This window comes from Planotetraspora phitsanulokensis, assembly GCF_016863295.1.
GTDB classification, from domain to species: Bacteria; Actinomycetota; Actinomycetes; order Streptosporangiales; family Streptosporangiaceae; genus Planotetraspora; species Planotetraspora phitsanulokensis.
In genome coordinates, this window is record NZ_BOOP01000003.1 from 417,795 (window position 1) to 437,542 (window position 19,748).

The window sequence follows — 19,748 nt, forward strand, 5'->3', positions numbered from 1 at the left end:
TGCCACGTGGGAGGTCTAGCAGGCAGTCAGACGGTGAACCGCACCCGCCGGGTGGGCGGTCGCTAGGCGCCGATGAACTCCAGGAGGAGGTGGAGGTCGTGACCGGCTTCGGCGGTGGCGCCGGCGGCGACGGTGAGGAGCGCCGCGGTGGCGAGGATGAGTCCCGGGTGCCGGCGGAGTGGCGGGGCCAGCAGGGCGGCGACGCGACGGGGAACCGGTCCCGCGCCTTTGAGCGGGCTGCGGTGGCCGAGAATGCCGAGGGCGAGGCCTGGGGCCCGGGTCCGGTCGGGGGTATGGTGGCCGGCCAGGGCTGCCTTACCAAGGGTACGGGCCACGCGAGCCCGGTCACCGGTGACGACGGCGGCACGTTCGTCGGCCCAGCGCTCGACGGTGTAACCAACGGCTCTGGCGAGTGGTCGCAACAGTGGGTTGGCGGCGGCGCCCAGTCCCGCGAAGGCGACGAAGAGATAGTGGTGCGCTGTGAGGTGGGCCCGCTCGTGGGCGAGCAGGATGTCGTGCTCGCCTTCCTCAAGAGCGTGGAGCATGCCGGTGGAGACGACGACGCGGCCGGGCAACCCCGGCAGCGCGAAGGCGTCCGGAGTGTCATCGTCCACGACGACAAGACCGTCCGGTGTGGGCATGCAGGCGGCTTGCCGGGCGGCTGCGGCCAGTGAGCGGGCGCGGCGCCACAGCACACGTGATGCGGCGAGCATGGCGAAGCCGAGCAGCAGGCCGGCTACCAGGGCGATAGCCGGTTCAGCGGGATCGTCACGCTGTGCGGCGTGGGCCGACCAGTGGCCGAGATCGGCAAGCAGGGGGATGCGGATCAGGCCGGTGACGGCCAGCAACCCCAAGGAGACGGTGCTCGCCGCAGCCAGCACCGCGGTCGAGACGGTGAGCAGCCAGGTGGCCAGTCGAGGTTCGCAGCGTTCCGACAGAGGCCGCGCGACGAGAGGGGCGAGCAGGGACAACAGCAGCGGTAGATAGACGGCGATGCGCATCCGACGCCTCTATCGGCCGTGTTGGGGGTCGGATCCGAGCAACTGGCGCAGCAGGTCCGCGTCGGCGTCGGACAGGCCGTCGGCGAACCGGGCGAGAACGGCCTCGCGGTCCGGACGCCCCTCCAGGACGGTGCGCATGCGGCGTGCCGCGAATCCGGGGTCGTCGGTGACAGGCGTGTAGGCGTAGGCCCGTCCGCGTGGACTGCGGGTGAGCAACTGCTTGGCGTACATGCGGGTGAGGATCGTCACCACCGTGCTGTAGGTCGGTTTCCCGCCGAGGCGTTCGGCGACCTCGCCGGGGGTCAGCGCGCCGTCAGCCTGTTGTAGCAGGTTGAGAATCTCGGCCTCACGCTCACCGTTGGCTCGCTTCGTGCCCTGCCCGTGTGCGTCGGCACCCATGGGTTGTCGTTCCCCCGTCTCATCTTCTACAGTCACGTAGAACTTCTACGGCGGTGTAGAAGCTTCCGCGTTTCCCAAGTGTGCCATGCACCCCTGCCGCCAGGACAGTGCAGGGCAGGAAAGGACCAGTGGGTGGCCGACGCGCTCAACCTCCTGAACGCGCCCTCGATTCTGGCGACGTTCGGCACAGTCGGGGTGTTCGTGGTGCTGTTCGCCGAGACCGGTCTGCTGATCGGATTCGTTCTTCCCGGAGATTCACTGCTGTTCACCGCCGGCCTGCTGTGCACCACCGGGGCAGGCGGCGTGCAGCTTTCGCTGCCCGGGGTCCTGGCCTCCGCCGCGGCTGGGGCGCTACTCGGTGCCCAGACCGGTTACCTGATCGGCCGCCGCGCCGGCGGTGTCCTGCTCAGCCGAACGCGCAACCGGCACCTGCTCCGCGGCGCGGCTCGGGCCGAGGAACTGCTCAGCCGCTACGGCCACGGCAAAGCCATCGTTCTCGCCCGCTTCATCCCCCTGGTGCGGACCGTGCTGAACCCGCTCGCCGGCGCGGTGAAGGTGCCCGCGCGCATCTTCACGCTCTGGCAGATCATCGGCGGTCTGCTGTGGACGGTCGGCCTGGTGCTGGCCGGCTACGCCCTGGGGTCCAGCATCACCGGTGTCGATCGTTACCTGCTGCCCCTGATCGGTGCGATCGTCGCCCTCTCCCTGCTGCCACTGGCTCTGGAGATCCTTCGCTCCCGCACCGCCACGAGATCAGCCCGTCGACAGACGCATCGTTGAACCGCAGCGCCTGCCGCGGCAGCGCTACAAGACCCGGTGGCACGGCCGACTGTGCCGCGCCTTTGAACCAGACCGCCCGGCAACCTCGCCGTGCTCCCGGTGCGTCTTCCCTCACGAAGTCCGCCGTGTCTCGCCCGTGACACCCCGACCAGCTGACACAGAGAGATCCCATGAGTGCTATCACCATCGGTCAGGCAATCGTGCTCGGAGTCGTGGAGGGGGTGACCGAGTTTCTCCCCGTCTCCTCCACCGGCCATCTGAAGATCGCCGAAGGGCTGATGGGCGTCCCCGTCGACGACGCCTCCGTGGTCGGCTTCACCGCCGTCATCCAGGTCGGGGCGATCGCCGCGGTGCTGGTCTACTTCTTCGCCGACATCGTGCGCATCGTCTCCGCCTGGGGCCGCGGCATCGCCAACCGCCAGGAGCGTCACCACCACGACTACAAGTTCGCCTGGTGGGTCATCTACGCCACGATCCCGATCGTGATCGTGGGGCTTGCCGCCAAGCCGCTCATCGAGGGCCCGCTGGCCTCGCTGTGGGTGGTGGCGGGTTCGCTGATCGTCGGCAGCGGCGTGATGTGGGCGGCCGACCGGATGGGCCGCCACAAGCGCGGCGAGGACGACACCTCCCTCAAGGACGCCATGCTGGTGGGCTGCTCGCAGATCCTCGCCCTGCTCTTCCCCGGCTTCTCCCGCTCGGGAGCGACGATGTCCACCGCGCTCCTCCTGGACCTGAACCGGGTGGCGGCGACGCGCCTCTCCTTCTTCCTCGGCATTCCCGCGTTGACCGGCGCGGGCCTGTACGAGCTCAAGGACGCCCTCGGCTCCGAGGTCGGCGGCGCCGGTCCCGTGCCGCTCATCGTGGGAACCGCCGTCTCCTTCGTCGTCGCCTACGCCTCCATCGCCTGGCTCCTGAGGTACGTCGCCCGGCACTCCTTCAACGCCTTCGTCATCTACCGGATCGTCGCCGGAGCTCTACTCCTCGCGCTGCTCGGCACCGGAGTGCTCACCGCCTGACAAGCCCGGTTGAGCTCAGACGCGGAAAGGAGCGGCAACCCATGACTGTGGCGATGTCCGGCGTGCTCCCCTCACTGTCGGAGCTGATCGCTCACTACGGTTATCTGGCGGTCGCAGCCCTGGTGCTGCTGGAAGACTTCGGAGTCCCCGTGCCCGGCGAGACAGTCCTTGTTGTCAGTGCCGCCTACGCCGGCACCGATCACCTCAACATCGCCGTGGTCGCCGCTGCGGGGTTCCTCGCCGCGATCGCCGGCGACAGCATCGGCTACGCGATCGGCCGCACCGGTGGCCGTCGTCTGGTCACCCGCTACGGCCGCTACATGCTCCTCACCCCCGCCCGGTTCGCCCGAGCCGAGCAGTTCTTCACCCGCCACGGCGCCGAGGTCGTGGTGATCGCCAGATTCGTCGAGGGACTACGCCAGCTCAACGGCATCATCGCCGGCATCACCGGCATGCCCTGGCGCCGATTCCTGGCCTACAACACCGCCGGAGCCGCCCTGTGGGTCGGGGTCTGGGCGACCCTCGGCTATCTCGCCGGCGACCACCTCACCTCAATCGAGGCCGGGGTGCATCGCTACCAGTGGTACGCCCTCGGCGGCCTGATCCTCGCCATAACCGCCTACGCGGCCATACGCCTTCGACGACATCGCACCCGCCGCAACCCCGAATAACAGCTGGCGCCAGGGCAGCGCGTACCCGGCAATGTAACGATTGCTACATTCGATGATGTGGCACACGTTAAAGCGCCGCCTTCCTGGTTGGTCCTCCTGATCAAGCTGCCGGTCGAACCATCCCGGCACCGGGTGGCCGTCTGGCGGGAACTCCGCAGGATCGGCGCGTTGTCACTCGGTCAGGGACTGTGGGCCGTACCGGACGTCCCGGCTTTCGCCGACGGCCTCGCGCGAGCGTGCAAGCTGACCAACCAGGCCGGTGGGCAAACCGTGACACTGCGGGCATCTGGGCGCGAGCCAGAGGACGCCGAACGCCTTCAGTCGATGTTCACCGCCGCACGATCGGAAGACTGGGCGGAGTTCCTGGCCGACTGCGGCACGTTCGAACAGGAACTGGCCAAGGAGATCCGCACCGGCAAGTTCACGCTGGCCGAACTGGAGGAAGAGGAGCAGAGCCTGGAGCGGCTCCGGCGCTGGCACCGAGATCTGACGGCCCGCGACGTGTTCGGCGCACCTGAGGCCGCAGAGGCCGGCGCACGCCTCAAGCAATGCGCTGCAGCCTGTGAGGACTACGCCGAGCGCGTGTTCGACGCCCTGCACGGAACACCACGATGACCTCAGCGCAGACAGCCGCCGACACTCCTCAGGCCGCACCGCGACGGCAGATGTGGCCGCTGTACGCGGCGGGATTCACCACCGCATTCGGCGCTCACGGCATCGCGGCCAACCTGGGCGGATTCTCCGAGGACGCGATCACCTCGCTCATGGTGCTCGGCGGCCTGCTGGCCCTGTACGACGGAGCCGAGGTGGTGCTCAAGCCGCTGTTCGGCACACTCGCGGACCGCATCGGCACCCGTCCGGTACTACTGGGCGGACTCGTCGCCTTCGCCGGCGCCTCCTTCCTGTACGTCGTGGCGGACAGCCCTGGCTGGCTGTGGGCGGCTCGTCTCGGTCAAGGCGCCGCGGCCTCCGCCTTCTCGCCCTCGGCTTCCGCACTGGTCGCCCGGCTCAACCCCGCGGCCAGACACGGCCGGGCATTCGGCTCCTACGGCTTCTACAAGTCCATCGGCTACACCCTCGGCCCGCTTCTCGGCGGGGCACTGGTGTGGGCGGGAGGACTGCGATTGCTGTTCGGCGTGCTGGCAGTGCTGGGCGCAGCGGTCGCCGTATGGGGAGCGCTCACGGTCCCGGCCGTGCCCCCGCTGCCGAAGGCCCGGCAGACGGTGCTGGACCTGGCCCGGCGATTGGTCAATCCGGCTTTCCTGGCCCCCACGGCGGCGCTGGCCGCGGCGACCGCCGCGCTGTCGGCAGGGGTCGGCTTCCTCCCCGTTTCCGGCGCGGCGACAGGCCTCGGCACCGTAGCCACCGGCGCCGCGGTGTCGGTGCTCGCCGGCTGCGCCGCCCTCGTCCAGCCGAAGGCCGGGCGCGCGCTGGACGCCGGGCGCCTAACCGCACGCGGCGGTATCACAGCAGGGCTGCTGATCACCGCCGCCGGCCTGGGGTGCGCGACGCTGCCGGGGCTGACCGGCATACTGTCCGCCGCCGCTCTCATCGGCGTCGGAACCGGGCTGATCACTCCGCTCGGCTTCGCCGCCCTCGCCGCCGCGACCCCGGCCGAACGGCTCGGGCAGACCATGGGCGCTGCCGAGCTGGGACGGGAACTCGGCGACGCGGGCGGCCCGCTGCTGGTCGCTGCCGTTGCCACCCTCGTCACCCTCGCTCATGGCTACGCCGCACTCGCCCTCCTGCTGGTCCTCGGCTCGGTGCTCATTCATCTCGCGTCGCGCCGAAGCGCGGCTACGGCGTAGTAGTGGTTCATCCTGCTCGTCGAGATCGCCGACTACTTCGCGGAACGAGGACGGGAGTAGTTCTGCTGCGGCTGGCGCGTTGACGACGGATGGCGGTCCCCCATCCGGTCAATGGTGGCCACGGCTTTCAAATCAGCGGTTCGCACCCAGAGGCGTCCACGAGAGCCGAGAAGTCCGCGTGGGGCTCAGCGATCGCACAGGCTCCTGTGAGACGGAGCAGTTGCCGGATCCACGCCTCAAGGCCTGACTGGTCCGGCGATGGGAGATGCGAGGACGGCATTTCGCTCCCTTACCGATCTTCCAGGTGGGGAGATGAGTTGGGTCTCTGAGGTTACTACGGAGAGTAGCGAATGGCTACACTTAGTTATGACTCGAGGAGTTTTCGGGTCGAACTTCTATTCATCGCGCCGTCTCCGACATTGACTCGCCTGATCAGATCGGGTCTGGCCACGTGCCACAAACGATCTCCGACGGACCCCGCGCTCGCCGACGGTCGCGTCTGCTCCCTGGCGGCGACGTCGGGAATTCAACGGCTCTCATCCAGCCGGGAGACGATCGCTTCGGCAACGACGAGATCCTGCCAGGACATACCTGCGCTCTTGAACAGAACGGGCCGGTCCGTCGCGAGTTCCACCTCTCCGGAGACGACTGAACGCATCGTGATCAGATGCTCTCGAGTGATGGCGTTCTCTCCGATGGCCATCACCACGTCGCCGCATTCGCGCAGCGCCGTCGTCACGTCTTCGACGATGACCTGCGCACGCCGCAACAAGCCCGCGTCGACCTCCCGGGCGTCGGGCTCGTGGGAGCCCACGGCGATCACGACCGCGTCGTCGCGTACGAGAGACGAATCGAAAACCGGTCGGCGGGACGTTGTGGCGCACACCACCACGTCCGCGTCGCGAACCACGTTCGCGGTATGGCGACCGCCGGTCGCGACGACCGCAACGTCAGCGTGCCGCAGTGCGGTATGCGCCTCGGGACGTTGCACGACATAGGTCACGCTTGAGATCTCCCGCGTCCCGTACAGCACCGATTTCAGCGTGTCGGCGTGCCCGACACCCTGAGGTCCGGCGCCGAAAACGACGACGTTCAGGGGCTCAGTCGTTCGCGTCAGCACGGGTCTGACAGCCGCCATCGAGACGGCGGGAGTACGCAGTGCGGTCAGTGCGGGGGCGTCGAGCAGGGCTTTGGGGGTGAGCGTCACGGCGTCGAAGAGCACGTACAGGCCCTGGATTCGTGGCAGGCCGGTACCGCTGTTGTGCGGCGCGACTGTAACGATCTTTACCCCGGCACTGTCCGCACGTTCGCTGGGCATGATGAGGAACTGCCCGTGACGGACGTCGACGTGGCTTCGCGCGGGATCATCGGCGGGGTCGAACCCCGCACGCAGCGCCGCCTCGACGGCCTCAACGGCCTCACGCGGTGACGCAAGAGCGGCGATCTGTTCAGGGCCGATGTAGGGAAACGGCGTGTATGTCACCGCAGGACGAACCCTTCGCCGAGTGAGTCCTCGGGATCGATCTCGAAAGTGTGCCGGCCGGTCCGGAACGCCATGCCGGTGACCTCCGGCAGAAATGCCTGACGGCCCGCGACCGGAACCTCGCCCGTGACTCGTGCAAGGAATCGTGTTCCGACGATGGAGTGGTGGACGAGCCGCTGCCCGGGCTGGAGTACGCCGTCCGATGCGAGCACGGCCACTCGTGAACAGGTGCCCGATCCACAGGGCGAACGATCGACCTCGCCGTCGGCGAAGACGGTGACGTTGCGCTGATGGAGATCGCCTGCGTCATCCACGCCGAGCCCTTCGAAGAGGATGGTGCCATAGATACCGTTCAGCCGATCGTCCAAAGGATGCGTCGCGTAATCAGTGTCGTTGAGCAGCCATTTGATCTCACGACCCACGGCGATGAGTTCGGGGTAATTCTCCGGAACGACGCTGAGGCCGATGCTTGAGGCATCGAGATGCGCATATGTCGCTCCGCCGAAGCTGATGTCGACGACCACCTCGCCGCGCGAGGTCGAAATCCCGATCTGCTTGTGGAGGCGGTAGCTGGCAACGCTGAGGAAGTCCACCCCGGTGATCCGCTCTCCCTCGGCGTGGACACGCGCGGTCACCCGCCCGGAAGGCACGTCGATGCGTACGTCCGTAACACCCGACGGGTCAGGCTTGACGAGCCCGCTCTGCACCGCCCACACACCCAGCGCGATGGTCCCGTGACCACATGCCGTGGAAAAGCCGTCCTTGTGCCAGAAGAGCACTCCCAAATGTGCGCCTTCGTCATCAGGCTCGGTGAGAAAGCCGCCATACATATCCGCGTGCCCGCGCGGCTCGAAGCACAACAGCCTGCGCAGGCCGTCGACGTGTGGGTCGCTGATCGCGAACATGCGCTTTTCCGCTACAGTCGCGCCTTCGATGGCCACGGGAGGATCGCTGACGATCCGAAACGGCTCACCGGCTGTGTGGTAATCCGTGGTCGAAATCTTTCGGATATTCATACGCGGTCAACGTAGCACCCGAGCCCGTACATGGACTGTCCGCGCAGATCTTGGACTACAGGCGCTCGCGCGGGCCCTGGGAGCTGTACGGAAAACGCTGTCACTCGCCCGGGCCCATGGCTGCCAGCCTGGAGAGCGCGTGCTCTGACGAGGAGCCCGGCTCAGCCTGGGAGACGAAAAGGTGATGGCCGGGAGCGGTCTCCATGGAGAACATCTGGCGCCAGAGGGTCAGGTCGCCGATCTTCCGGTGCCGCAGGAGTTTGGGATCTCGCACCGTAGCGCGCACGTCGTGGCGTGCCCACAGCCGGCGGAAGTCCTCGCTCTTGTCGGAAAGCTCCTCGATGAGCTTGCGCTGATACTTGTCGTGGCGGACCGCCACCGTCATGGCGCGCAGATGGGCCACCTTGAAGGCGGCCTCGCCCTCCCATTCCAGAAAGTACTCACGTGATTGCGGGTTGAGGAAGGTGAACCGCATCAGGTTGTCGGTGTGCTCGTACCCCTCCCACAGGGCGGCCGCCATGCGGTTGCGGGCCAGGACGTCCAGGCGGTGGTTCACCACGTAGGCCGGCGCATGGGTCCATTGCTCCATCAGTTGGACCACGTGCAGGTCGACCGGCCGATGGGTGCACTCCGGAAGGCCTGCCCGGGGACGCGCGAGTTCGTGGAGATGCGCGGTGGCGTCCGCGTCGCGACAGAGGACCCGCGCCAGCGCGTCGATCACTTGCTCCGACGGACTGCGTTGTCTGCCCTGCTCCAACCGCGTGTAGTAGTCGATGCTGACGCCCGCCAAGAGCGCCACTTCATCGCGGCGCAACCCCGGCGTCCTGCGGCGGTACTCGACATGAGACAAACCCGCCTGAGCAGGGGTGGTCTGTCGTCGTCTCGCCTTGAGGAACTCTCCAAGCGGGCTGCTGGCGCACATGTCCGTCTCCTGCCATGCGAATCCCCGGAAATCGTTTCCGGGCTTTCTCTGCAAGGGACCGCACCGCCGATTTCTCATCGTTGTGAGTGCTGGGACGGATCGCTCCCGAACCACGGCCTCCGGCCACGCTCCGAAACGCGCGAGCTCCACGGAGAAATGCCTGGCACGGTGGATCCACCGGGGCGTGACCCGTCGGCCGGAACCTGCCGGCTGCTGGACAAGGGATTCGGCGACCGGAAGACCATCCGGTGGACCGCACGTGTGTGACGCCCTATCGTCACCAGCTCAGCCGGTTACTCCAAGGTGCCTGCATCGACCGTCACCTGTCAAGGCGGTGACGTAAAGCCTGGCGCAAGGATCCGGGTCGACATTCATGTACAGGCAAAAAGAGCCACGCCTGCCACCCGGCTCGCTTGCGCCGCCCGATGTCGCCGTTTCAGAGTGATGGCGTGGCATTTGTCTACGTCAGTGGACGGCCGTCCCTCGACTTCCTCGGTACGCGTAAATGGCGGACGAGCCGTCCGGAGGAACTGCTGGACGTTCCCGTGACCTTCGCGACCTGGGCGGTGGATGCCGGCATCGTGCATCTCCCCGTCGATATGGATCCTGACGGTTTGCGACGCGTGTTGCGGCTGAGAGAGGCGATCTACCGGCTCGTCGTCGGCCATCTCCGCGGTATGCCATGGAGCGCGAACGACCTGCGCATCCTGGAGGAGGAGGCATCGGGACCACCCACCGGCGTCCGCCTGTCCGCCGATCGTTCCCTCCGGCGGGAAGGTGACCTTCAGTCCGTGATGTCGACCCTCGCCCGCGACGCTGTGGAGCTTCTAGGCGGACCGGACGCCGATCGCATCCGAGAATGCGATCGCGTCGACTGCACTCGCCTCTTCATCGACAGCAGCCGCGGCGGCACCCGGCGTTGGTGCGGGATGGCCGAATGCGGCAACCGTGTCAAGGCGGTGTCGTACCGCCGAAGGCACGCAGCCCACCGTCCGGCTCAGCCAGAGGAAAGGGCGGGCACGATGAAGCGTCGTCTGCCGCACCCATGACCCGAAGCCAGGGGTGGTACCAGGCCTCCGCCACGCCCACGCCTCTTGGCTCTGCCTCAGCAGGGAATTGTGACGAGGAGCGATGTCCCGCTTCCCACCGGGCTGCTGATTTCCATGTCGCCGCCGATCACCGCAACACGGTCCTTGAGGCCGATGAGCCCCGAGCCGTTGCGGGGGTCGGCGCCTCCGATTCCGTCGTCGCGGACGCGGAGCCGCACGGCCGTGTCGTCAACGCTGAGGTCGATGTGAACTACTGAGGCCTGTGCATGCTTGGCCGCGTTCGTAAGTGCTTCCGAAACGATGTAATAGACGGCGGCTTCGACACGCTCGGGCTGCGTCCGGACATTGCCTACGTCCAGCTCGACCGGCACTGAGGAGCGGCGCGCCAGCATCTTGAGGGCCGGGCAGAGGCCCCCCTTGGACAGCATCCCCGGGTGCAGGCCACGGGAGAGTTCCTGCAGGTCCTCGATAGCGCCGGCCAGACCTTCGACCATGTGCGACAGGTGGGACTTGAGGTCAGGTGGCACGATGGCTTCGGCCGCCCGCAGTTCCAGCCCGAGCGTGACAAGGCGTTGCTGTGCTCCATCGTGCAGGTCGCGCTCGATACGGCGGCGGGATTCGTCTGCGGCCGCGATGATGCGGGCGCGGGAGGCGGTGAGTTCGGCTCGGCTCTGCGCATTGGCGATCGCGGTCCCGAGGAGTTCGGTGAACTTCATCATGCGCTCTTCGATCGCCTCGGGTTGCGGGTCCTCTGCGCGCGAAAATGCGATCATCACGCCCCACAGCTGGTTCTCGACCATGATCGGGCTGCCGACCACCGAGCCGAGCGCCCACTCGCGGGCGCGCCTGAGGAACTCGCCGGCGGCGTCGTCGTCGTCCGTACTGCGCCGCGCCGGTTTCCTGGTGTGCCACACCAGCTTCGCCACAGGCATGTCCTCGATCGGCCGACGCGAGCCCAGCGGCACGAAGTGGTCCCGGCAGCCATGATCATCCCAGTGGCTGAGCACGGTTAACGTGCCGTCGGGCTCGAACCGATTCATGTCGGTGTATCGCGTGCCCATGATGCGGCCCATCTCGCGGGTGACCGCGTTGAACACCTCGGATGGGTCGGCTCCGCCGGCGACCAGCGTCGCGACGCGCCGAAGCGCGGCCTGTTCCTCTGCGACGGCCTCGCGGTCGCATGCCGCGGCCAGCAGGGCCTGCAACGACGGCACCACCTGCCGGTGCAGCCGCCGCAGCGTCGGCTCGGGCAGGTCGACGGGGATCAGGAGGGTGGCTATTTGAGTGGCGCCGTCGCGAAGCGGGAGTGCCGCGTGGTGCTCGTCGGCGGGGACCACCTCGGGCTCGATCGCCGCGTAGCGCAGTTCGAGCGCCTGGGCCAGGCACTGTGCGGCTGCCGGCAGTGCGGTTCGCAGGTCCTCCGCGCGCAGCAGCAGGTGAGCGAGGTCTGCGGCGAGGCCTGCCGTGCGGCGCTGTTCTTCGGCCTCTACGGCCCGTGACCGGGCCAGGTCCGCGACGAAGCCCACCAGCAGCGCGGTGGCGAAGAAGAGCAGGGTCGTCACCAGTTCCCCACTGCCGGTCAGCGTCCACTTATAGAAGGGCGGCAGGTGAAAGTACTCATAGGAAAGGGCGCTGGCCACCGCGGTCGCCAGGCCGGACGCCAGGCCGAACACGGTCGAGATCAACAGCACGCCGAGCAGATAAACGACGCCGAGCGAATGCGGGGGCACAAACTGCCGGAGCGGGAAGAGCAGCAGGGTCACCACGGCAACGCAGGCGGCGCCGGCCAAGACACCCATTGGCAAGGATGGAGTCTGGCGCAGCAGCAGCGACGGCAGCCTCGCTTGCGCTAACTCATTGCACTTTCGCGTGTACTGTGCGGACATCGTGGTCACTGGTGAGTTTCTGATCACTTACGAGTGGGCGGCCATGTCGGCGAGCGCGCGCTCCGACGGGGAGCCGAGCTTGGCCTGGGCCACGAAGAGGAGGTACCCGGGAGCATTCTCGATGCGGAATTTCTGACGCCAGAGATCAAGGTCGCCGACTTTCCGATGGCACAGTCGTTTGGGTTCGTGGGATGTGACGCCCGCGTCGTGACGTGCCCAGAGCCGGCGGAAGTCCTCGCTGTTGTCTGAAAGCTCCTCAATGAGATCGCGCACGGACGGGTCCTGGACGACCATCGTCATGGCACGCAGATGGGCGACCTTGAAGGCGGCCTCCTCCTCCCATTTCAGGAAGAACTCGCGGGATCGCGGATTGAGAAAGGTGAACCGAAGCAGGTTGTCGATGTGCTCGTACCCCTCCCACAGGGAGGCGGACAGCCGGTTGCGGACGAGGACGTCCAAGCGGTGGTTCACCACGAATGCCGGTGCGTGCGTCAAATGCTCAATCAGCTGGACCACGTCCGGGGCAACGGGCCGATGGGTGGACTTCGGCGTCCATGCTCGGGGGCGCGCGAGTTCGTGGAGATGCGCGGTGGCCGCCGCGTCAAGCCGGAAGACCCGCGCCAGCGCGTCGATCACCTGGTCCGACGGGGTGCGCTGTTTACCCTGCTCCAGCCTGGTGTAGTAGTCGAGACTGACGCCGGCCGACATTGCCACCTCATCTCGGCGCAACCCCTGCGTCCTGCGCCGGCGGTCAACGCACGGCAGCCCTGCTTCGCAGGGCGTGGTGAGCCGTCGTCTCGCCCTGAGAAATTCTCCAAGCGGGCTCTGTTTGCACATGTCCAGCTCCTACCGTGCGAGCTGTGGGAAAAGGGCGGCGAATGTTGCTTCAGTCCCGGGCGCTCTGCCAGGTGCCTCACTGCCCCTTCCTGCACCCGGACCTCCTTCAGGATTTCGCTGGGCAGGCTCCCCCGTCGTCGACGGCAGCAGGCAATCCTGCTGTGAAGGCAGCCCCCGTCCCCGGCCCCGCAGGCGTGACCTCTCGTCATCCTGCTAGCCGGGTTGCCTTTCTCTCAAATACTCATCGGAGCGCATCCCTGTGGCCGGCGGATTCCGCCCGGTGCACTCGCCAGGCGATGTAGACGAGCACGAGCGCGAGTACCACCTCGATGCCGAGCCCGGTGCCCACTCCAACGGCCTCGAGAAGCGAGAAGTGGTCGAAGTGCCGGACGTGGAAGGTGAAGTGGGTGGCCGCATAGATCAGGTAGCCGATCAGCGCCGACAAGACGACCTTGCTGTCGAGCACCCAGGCGGCGAAGTACAGCATGCCGGTCAACGCGAGCCCGAGGCCGCCGATGTCGGAGATCAGGTGCTCGTTGTACGGGGGATCGAGGCTCACCGTCGGGAAGTCGTCGTAGAACGAGAGAGGAAAGGCGTACTGCCAAACCGAGGCGACCGTCTGCAGCGCGGCCAGGGCGAGCAGCCCGCCTCGCAGCCAATTCTTGATGTGTCCAGGATTCATGCATAAATGACGACAGGCGTGAGGTCTTCGTGACGCGGCACCTGGGCTGGAGTGGTGTGATTCTGGCCACGGAACGAGTTGTCACAATTCTTGTGGCTCGCGGGTCCTTCTCTTGTACAGCACAGCGCAGAGAGGGACGGGAGTAGGCATGAAGATCGCGGTTGCCGGTGGTACCGGGGTGGTCGGGCGGTTCGTAGTGGAGGCGCTGAGGGCTCGCGGACATGCGCCCGTTGTGCTGTCGCGCGGGCAGGGCGTCGATCTGATGAGCGGGTCCGGCCTGGAAGCGGCGCTGGCCGGGGCCGAGGCGGTCATCGACGTCAGCAACAAGATCACGAACCGCAAGTCGGTGTCGGTGGACTTCTTCGACAAGGCGGGGCGGCATCTCGTCGGGGCGGCCGAGCGGGCCGGGGTACGGCACCTCGTGACGCCGTCGATCGTGGGAGTCGACCGGGTCAAGAGCCCGTACTACGCGGGCAAGCTGCGGCAGGAGGAGATCGTCCGGGACGGGGCGGTGCCGTGGACCATTCTGCGGGTGACGCAGTTCTACGAGTTCGCGGGTCAACTGCTGAGCGGCGTGCCGGGGCCGATCGCGGTGGTACCGACGGGACGGGTCCAGCCCATCGCCGCGCGGGAGGTGGCCGAAGCCCTCGCCGACCTCGCCGTCGGATCGCCGCAGGCGATGGCTCCCGAGCTCGCCGGCCCGCAGGTCGAGTCGCTGGTCGACATGGCCCGGCGCCTCATCGCCGCGGGCGGCGCCCGCCGGCGCCCGGTCCTGCCCCTGTACTTTCCCGGCGGTATGAGCAACGGCGGCCTGCTGCCGACCGGTCCCGGCCCCCGCGGCACCCAGACATTCGCCGACTGGCTCAGAGAGAAGATCCCTGCGACGCCTGCATGACGCGGGCGCTCCGCGCACCGACACGGCGGCCTTCGACCGGGGGCCGCCTCACGGCCGAATACTGCAACAGGGCGTCGACAGCGATCTCCCGGTTCGAGTGCCCCCTCATCTCGCCCTCCTCCTCCCCCGACGTGTGGCGCCGACGGCCGCGGGCCGAGGGCAAGATTTTGGGCCAGTCGCCGACGATGGCGATCACTTCCCCTGAATGATCAATCGGGCCTTGAGGTCGTAGATCGAGGGTGGGGGAAGGGGGAACCGCGCGGGACCTGGCCTACGCCGCCGAGGCCGGGAATGTGAGCCACCACTGGTCAGGCATCCGGCCTCGGTCCGCTGCTCTCCGGCGGCGTAGGGTGACCAGTAGGAACAATCTTGGTCCAGAGGGTGACCATGGGAGTACGCGTTACACGCCGTGGGCGATGGGCTGTCGGGAGGGGCGGACTCACTCGACGTGCGGTGGTCGCGAGTGCACTGCTCTTGATCCTCATCGGTGGCGCCTTTGCGGTCCTCGTCCTGTCGATCAGAGGTCTGGACGAGGCGGTGGACCTCCGGAGGCGCTCCAGAGAGGTGCTGGTGACCGCGAACTACGTCGAGAGACTCGTCATCGACCTTGAGACCGGCCAGCGCGGGTTCGTCATAACCGGAGATGCGCGCTTCCTCCAGCCGTGGAGCCACGCTCGTGCCACCCTCCCCCGTCAAACCGCCGCTCTTCAGCGGCTCGCCGGCGACGCCGGGCAGAGAGAACAGGCGCGGCAGATCACGCGAGCCGTCGACACCTACATCCACGACTATTCGGTTCCGACCGTGGAGGCCGGGCGGCGAGACCCCGCATCCGTGCGCACCGTAGCGGTGACCGAAGAGGGCAAACGCCGCATCGACTCCATCCGGAGCCAATTCGATCGCTTCGTGGCCTTCGAGCGGCACCTTCTCACCGAACGCCAGGAGCGCGCCGCCGCCGCCGGTCGCCAGGCCGCCCTGGCCGCAGCGGCCGGTGTCGCGGCATCGGTCCTCCTCGTTCTCACCTTCGACGGCTACATGATCCGGTCGATCGTCCGGCCTGTCCGGCGCGCGTCCGTCATGGCCCGCCACCTCGCCGACGGAGACCTGAGCATGCGGATGCCCGCGACCGCCCCAGGCGAGATCGGCGTGCTTGAACGTTCGTTCAACACCATGGCCACCTCTCTGGAGGTGAGCCGCGGCGAGCTCCACCGCATCGCGGAGGAACAGGCCGCGTTGCGGCGCGTCGCCACGGTCGTCGCCCAGGCAGCCTCACCGTCTGTGGTGTTCGGCGCCGTCGCCGCCGAAATGGGCCACATCCTGGAAGCGGATTGCACGGCGATAAAACGCTACGAAGCCGACGAGACGGTGACGGTCGTCGGCGCGTGGAGCAGACCCGGCGCCCCGCAGTCCCCGCCGCCGCTCGGCTCACGCTGGCCGATTCAGGATGAGAGTGTCTCAGCACTGGTATCGCGGACCGGACGGCCGGCACGCGTGACGGGCAACAAGCGCTCCGCCGCCATCCCCGCGTGGGCCAGGGATCAGGGGATCACCTCTTCGGTCGGCAGTCCCATCATGGTCGAGGAGCGCCTCTGGGGCGTGGCCACCGGTTTCTCGGCCGCGCCCGAGCCGCTGCCCGATGACACCGAGGAGCGGATGCTCGAGTTCACCGAACTCGTCGCCACCGCCATCGCCAACGCCGAGAGCCGCGCCGAGCTGGCCGCTTCCCGTGCCCGGGTCGTCGCGGCCGCCGACGAATCCCGCCGCCGCATCGAGCGCGATCTGCACGATGGCACGCAGCAGCGCCTTGTCTCGCTCGCGCTCGACGTGCGGATGGCGGAGGCCGCCGTCCCTCCCGAACAGGACCAGCTCAAGCAACAGGTTTCACGTGTCGCCTCCGGTCTGTCCGCCGCGGTCGAGGAACTACAGGAGCTTTCTCGGGGTCTCCATCCGGCCATCCTCTCCAGCGGCGGCATCGCCTTCGCCCTGAAAGCCCTCGCGCGCCGCTCCGCCATCCCGGTCGAGCTCAACGTAAACGTCTCCCGCCGCCTGGCGGAACGCATCGAGGTGGCCGCCTACTACGTGGTGTCGGAAGCGCTGACCAACGCGGCCAAGCACGGGCACGCCTCCGTGGTCCATGTCGATCTCACTGTGGAGGGCGCGTTACTCAAGCTCTCGGTTCGCGACGACGGGATCGGAGGAGCCGACCCTCAGCACGGGTCGGGACTCATCGGTCTCATGGACCGGGTTCAGGCCATCGGCGGCAGAATCCACATCGACAGTCCCGCGGGAAAGGGCACTGCCCTATTCGTCTCGATCCCGATCGACGACACGTGACCGGCGCTCGCGACCTCGGCACGGCCGCGTACCGCGCCAAGTGATCATGCGCGTCCGCGACTACATGGATCCGGCCTGAACCGGGATTTCATGTTCCAGCAGTGCCAACAGTCGCGGAGATCTCTCGCGTTGCGGCGAAACAGTGACGGAACATCTCATCCCTGCCGCAGTAGGTCGCCGATGGCCGCGATCCCGCGTCTGATCGCGGCCTCGTTGACGCCTCCGAAGCCGAACACGATCCCCGGCGAGCCCTCGCCGTTCGGCGATCGGTATCGACCGAGCGCTTGCAGCCCGACGGAGCGCTGGGCTGCCGCGTCGACGATCTCCGCCTCGTCGGCTCCCTCGGGGAGCTGGGCGACGGCATGGAAGCCGGCGGCGAGTCCCGTCAGCTCGATGTTGGGAGCATGCTCGCCGATAGCTACGACCAGTTCGTTGCGCCGCGCGGCGTACACGCCGCGCATGCGGCGCAGATGGCGATCGAACCTGCCCGACTCCATCAGCCGGGCCAGCGCGAGCTGGTCGAGTGTCGGAGAGCCGCGGTCGGCGCGGTGCTTCTCCTCCGCGATCCGCGTACCCAGGTGCCGTGGAGCCAGCACCCACCCCAGTCTGATCGCGGGAGCGAGCGACTTGCTGACCGATCCGACACTCACGACGCGATCCGCCGCGAGGCCCTGGAGCGATCCGACAGGCTGCTTGTCATAGCGGAACTCCGAGTCGTAGTCGTCTTCGATCACCACCCCGCTCACCTGCTCGGCCCACTGCAGCAGTGCCAGCCGCCGCTCAGGGGTGAGAACGACGCCGGTCGGGGTTTGGTGGGCCGGCGTGACGATGACCGCGGTCGCCTTCGTCCTGGCGAGCTCGTCGACGACCAGGCCGCGGTCGTCGACGGGGACGAAGACCGGGTTCAGGCCCGCCCGGCGGACGAGGAGAGGCATGTCCAGGTGACCCGGGTCCTCGACGGCGACCGAGGTGGTGCCCGCGGCTCGCAGTGCGGCCAGAGTGAGAGCGGCGCCTTGGGTGAACCCGTTGCAGATCACCACGTCGTCCGCGCCCGCGAACGCTCCGCGAACACGTTGCAGGTACGACGCGATGACCTCTCGCAGCCTGATCGAGCCCCGGGGATCGCCGTAACCCATGTCACGGGCAGAGGCCGCGCGGGTGGCCTCCCCACATGCCCACAACCAGTCGCGCGCCGGAAAGCTGTTCAGGTCAGGGCGTCCCGGCGCGAAGTCGATCTCCAGCCTGGCGGCAGGTGCGGGCTCTGGAGGTGTGAGGACGGTCGTCTGAGGGCTGAACGCGACCCGCGTCGCCGAACCGCCGAAGGCGCGCAGGTAGCCCTCGGCCTCCAATTGTTCATAGGTCGCCTGCACCAGGCCGCGGGAGACCCCAAGGTCCACCGCGAGCTTTCGCGACGACGGCAGCCGCTCACCCGTTTGCAGCCGCCCCTCTCGGACCGCTGTTCGCAGGGCGCTCCGCAGCTGCGAACCCAGCGTCTCGGGGCTCTGGCGATCGAGCTGGATGAAGACGTCCGGGGTGAAACCGGACCACTCGACTTCCACGGAACTGGACCTTACTCAGGGCCACCTGCCCCGCCTAGCGTCGCATCAACCGACCATTAGGACATCTGATGAAAACCACGCAAACTTCTCGGGCTGCCGTGACCGGTCCGGAAACGCCCTCCCTGGAAGGCATGTACGCCGCGATCCGCGCCGCGACTCGGATCCCTGCCGACTGGCAGGTCGTGGTCGACGCCGTCGTCGTCGGCCTGAGCGGGAAGCTCCCTCCAGCCGACGAGGTCCTGCGCGAGGTCCCGGCCCAGGCACGCCAAGGGAGTGACCGGAGCCAAGTGCTCCACGTCGAGCCCGACGGCAGCTTCTCCGTCGTCGCGCTCATCTCCCGGCCCGGACAGGCGACCAGCGTGCACGACCACACGACCTGGTGCGCCGTCGCGGTCGTCGCCGGCACCGAGTACGAGGAACGGTTCAGTCTCGACGAAAGCGGCCAGGCCCTGCTGTTGACGGGGACCCGCACCGACCAGGCGGGGACGGTGAGCGGCTTCGCCCCTCCCGGCGACATCCACCGCGTCACCAGCCTGGGCCCGTCGGTCGGCGTATCCCTGCACGTCTATGGCACCGATCTCGCCCGGATAGGGAACAGCGTGCGCCGCACCTACGACCTGCCCATCGTCGAACCGTATGAAATCGGCTGAAGAGAGGATCGATCATGTCCACCCCAGAGACCCCGCAGAGCGTCGACACCACGTCCACCGCGTCGGCGGACACGGAACGGCAGACCGCCGGAGGCAAGGTGCTCTGGCACTTCACGATGTCGCTGGACGGGTTCGTGGCGGGGCCGAACCACGCGATGGACTGGATGACGGGGTTCTCGCTCCGCCCTGGCCTTGTCGAGGAGTACGTCGAGACGACCGGGGCCGTGCTGGGAGGTCGGAATGGCTTCGATGCCCACCCCGACGTCAGCGGCATCTACGGCGGCGCGTGGCAGGGGCCGGTGTTCGTCCTCACGCACCATCCCGAAGACGCGCCGCCCGCCAACGGTGTGACTTTCCTGGGCTGCGATGTGGCTGAGGCGGTCCGGATCGGACTGGAGGCCGCCGGCGGCAAGAACCTCGAGGTCTTCTCGCCCACGATCGGCCGGCAGCTCCTCGATCTCGGACTGATCGACGAGATCGACCTGCACATCGCGCCGGTGCTGCTCGGCGACGGGATCCGGCTGTTCGACAACCTCGGGGGCGCCCCCGTCCGGCTCGAGCTGTCCAACGGCGACGACCCCTCGGCCGCAGTGAATGTGCGGTACCACCCGGTCGCGACCCGGTAGGTCAGAAACAGACGCGATGAACCACAAGCGCGAGCCGCCCACCCAAGGGGGTGCGTCGCCGCCGTCCTCAAGCGTTCACAAGCTGCGTAACTGGTAGTGGGCCGGTGTCTCGTGCCCCGTGTTCCGCTGATCTATCG

The 19,748-nt window shown here is 67.7% G+C and carries 19 protein-coding genes; 10 read left to right on the top strand and 9 right to left on the bottom strand.

The features are described from left to right. Positions 1-62: 62 nt before the first annotated feature. Together Pph01_RS04880 and Pph01_RS04885 are read right to left on the bottom strand one after the other, a co-directional pair. The gene (locus tag Pph01_RS04880) at positions 63-1,001 is read right to left on the bottom strand and encodes a M56 family metallopeptidase (RefSeq protein ID WP_204071700.1); all 939 of its coding nucleotides are present in this window, start codon (positions 999-1,001) and stop codon (positions 63-65) included. A 9-nt stretch (positions 1,002-1,010) separates the two neighbouring features. Next, positions 1,011-1,400 (bottom strand): BlaI/MecI/CopY family transcriptional regulator, encoded by a 390-nt coding sequence (locus Pph01_RS04885; protein ID WP_204071701.1) that lies wholly within the window; start codon positions 1,398-1,400, stop codon positions 1,011-1,013. Between the two features lie 132 nt (positions 1,401-1,532). Between Pph01_RS04885 and Pph01_RS04890 the strand changes: the two genes are divergently transcribed. From Pph01_RS04890 to Pph01_RS04910, 5 genes are all read left to right on the top strand, one after another. Next, positions 1,533-2,180, top strand: coding sequence for a DedA family protein (locus Pph01_RS04890; RefSeq protein WP_204071702.1), 648 nt, complete (start codon positions 1,533-1,535; stop codon positions 2,178-2,180). A gap of 170 nt (positions 2,181-2,350) precedes the next feature. Continuing rightward, positions 2,351-3,196: an undecaprenyl-diphosphate phosphatase gene (locus Pph01_RS04895; protein ID WP_204071703.1), complete on the top strand. Its 846-nt coding sequence runs from the start codon at positions 2,351-2,353 to the stop codon at positions 3,194-3,196. A 41-nt stretch (positions 3,197-3,237) separates the two neighbouring features. Next, positions 3,238-3,867, top strand: coding sequence for a DedA family protein (locus tag Pph01_RS04900; protein WP_204071704.1), 630 nt, complete (start codon positions 3,238-3,240; stop codon positions 3,865-3,867). Positions 3,868-3,924: 57 nt separating this feature from the next. Continuing rightward, positions 3,925-4,482, top strand: a complete 558-nt coding sequence (locus Pph01_RS04905) for a Chromate resistance protein ChrB (RefSeq protein ID WP_204071705.1) — start codon at positions 3,925-3,927, stop codon at positions 4,480-4,482. Continuing rightward, on the top strand, positions 4,479-5,675 hold the full coding sequence (locus tag Pph01_RS04910; protein ID WP_204071706.1) for an MFS transporter: 1,197 nt from the start codon (positions 4,479-4,481) through the stop codon (positions 5,673-5,675). Before Pph01_RS04905 ends, Pph01_RS04910 begins: the two co-directional genes overlap by 4 nt. A 526-nt stretch (positions 5,676-6,201) precedes the next feature. On the opposite strand, the gene Pph01_RS04915 is transcribed toward Pph01_RS04910, so the two are convergent. The 3 genes from Pph01_RS04915 to Pph01_RS04925 form a co-directional block, all read right to left on the bottom strand. Then, positions 6,202-7,158 (bottom strand): ornithine cyclodeaminase family protein, encoded by a 957-nt coding sequence (locus Pph01_RS04915; protein ID WP_204071707.1) that lies wholly within the window; start codon positions 7,156-7,158, stop codon positions 6,202-6,204. After that, the gene (locus Pph01_RS04920) at positions 7,155-8,174 is read right to left on the bottom strand and encodes a proline racemase family protein (protein ID WP_204071708.1); all 1,020 of its coding nucleotides are present in this window, start codon (positions 8,172-8,174) and stop codon (positions 7,155-7,157) included. Before Pph01_RS04920 ends, Pph01_RS04915 begins: the two co-directional genes overlap by 4 nt. A gap of 100 nt (positions 8,175-8,274) precedes the next feature. Beyond that, positions 8,275-9,096: a helix-turn-helix transcriptional regulator gene (locus tag Pph01_RS04925; RefSeq protein ID WP_204071709.1), complete on the bottom strand. Its 822-nt coding sequence runs from the start codon at positions 9,094-9,096 to the stop codon at positions 8,275-8,277. A 425-nt stretch (positions 9,097-9,521) separates the two neighbouring features. Here Pph01_RS04925 and Pph01_RS04930 point away from each other — a divergent pair, with 425 nt between their 5' ends. Continuing rightward, positions 9,522-10,145: a CGNR zinc finger domain-containing protein gene (locus tag Pph01_RS04930; RefSeq protein ID WP_204071710.1), complete on the top strand. Its 624-nt coding sequence runs from the start codon at positions 9,522-9,524 to the stop codon at positions 10,143-10,145. A 56-nt stretch (positions 10,146-10,201) separates the two neighbouring features. Here Pph01_RS04930 and Pph01_RS04935 read toward each other — a convergent pair whose 3' ends face one another. The 3 genes from Pph01_RS04935 to Pph01_RS04945 form a co-directional block, all read right to left on the bottom strand. Beyond that, on the bottom strand, positions 10,202-12,031 hold the full coding sequence (locus Pph01_RS04935; RefSeq protein ID WP_239116457.1) for a sensor histidine kinase: 1,830 nt from the start codon (positions 12,029-12,031) through the stop codon (positions 10,202-10,204). 27 nt (positions 12,032-12,058) lie between these two features. Next, complete coding sequence (locus tag Pph01_RS04940) at positions 12,059-12,868, bottom strand: helix-turn-helix transcriptional regulator (RefSeq protein WP_204071712.1); 810 nt, start codon at positions 12,866-12,868, stop codon at positions 12,059-12,061. Positions 12,869-13,109: 241 nt separating this feature from the next. Beyond that, positions 13,110-13,550: a hypothetical protein gene (locus tag Pph01_RS04945; RefSeq protein WP_204071713.1), complete on the bottom strand. Its 441-nt coding sequence runs from the start codon at positions 13,548-13,550 to the stop codon at positions 13,110-13,112. Between the two features lie 148 nt (positions 13,551-13,698). Here Pph01_RS04945 and Pph01_RS04950 point away from each other — a divergent pair, with 148 nt between their 5' ends. Together Pph01_RS04950 and Pph01_RS04955 are read left to right on the top strand one after the other, a co-directional pair. Continuing rightward, on the top strand, positions 13,699-14,445 hold the full coding sequence (locus Pph01_RS04950) for an SDR family oxidoreductase (RefSeq protein WP_204071714.1): 747 nt from the start codon (positions 13,699-13,701) through the stop codon (positions 14,443-14,445). Positions 14,446-14,898: 453 nt separating this feature from the next. Continuing rightward, positions 14,899-16,776 carry a CHASE3 domain-containing protein gene (locus Pph01_RS04955; RefSeq protein ID WP_204071715.1) on the top strand — a complete coding sequence of 626 codons (1,878 nt, stop codon included), beginning with the start codon at positions 14,899-14,901 and terminating at the stop codon, positions 16,774-16,776. A gap of 155 nt (positions 16,777-16,931) precedes the next feature. On the opposite strand, the gene pdxR is transcribed toward Pph01_RS04955, so the two are convergent. Beyond that, the gene (gene pdxR / locus Pph01_RS04960) at positions 16,932-18,335 is read right to left on the bottom strand and encodes a MocR-like pyridoxine biosynthesis transcription factor PdxR (RefSeq protein ID WP_204071716.1); all 1,404 of its coding nucleotides are present in this window, start codon (positions 18,333-18,335) and stop codon (positions 16,932-16,934) included. 98 nt (positions 18,336-18,433) lie between these two features. Between pdxR and Pph01_RS04965 the strand changes: the two genes are divergently transcribed. Both Pph01_RS04965 and Pph01_RS04970 read left to right on the top strand, forming a co-directional pair. After that, positions 18,434-18,985 carry a cysteine dioxygenase family protein gene (locus Pph01_RS04965; protein ID WP_204071717.1) on the top strand — a complete coding sequence of 184 codons (552 nt, stop codon included), beginning with the start codon at positions 18,434-18,436 and terminating at the stop codon, positions 18,983-18,985. A gap of 14 nt (positions 18,986-18,999) precedes the next feature. After that, positions 19,000-19,611, top strand: a complete 612-nt coding sequence (locus Pph01_RS04970) for a dihydrofolate reductase family protein (protein WP_204071718.1) — start codon at positions 19,000-19,002, stop codon at positions 19,609-19,611. The last annotated feature ends 137 nt before the right edge of the window (positions 19,612-19,748 follow it).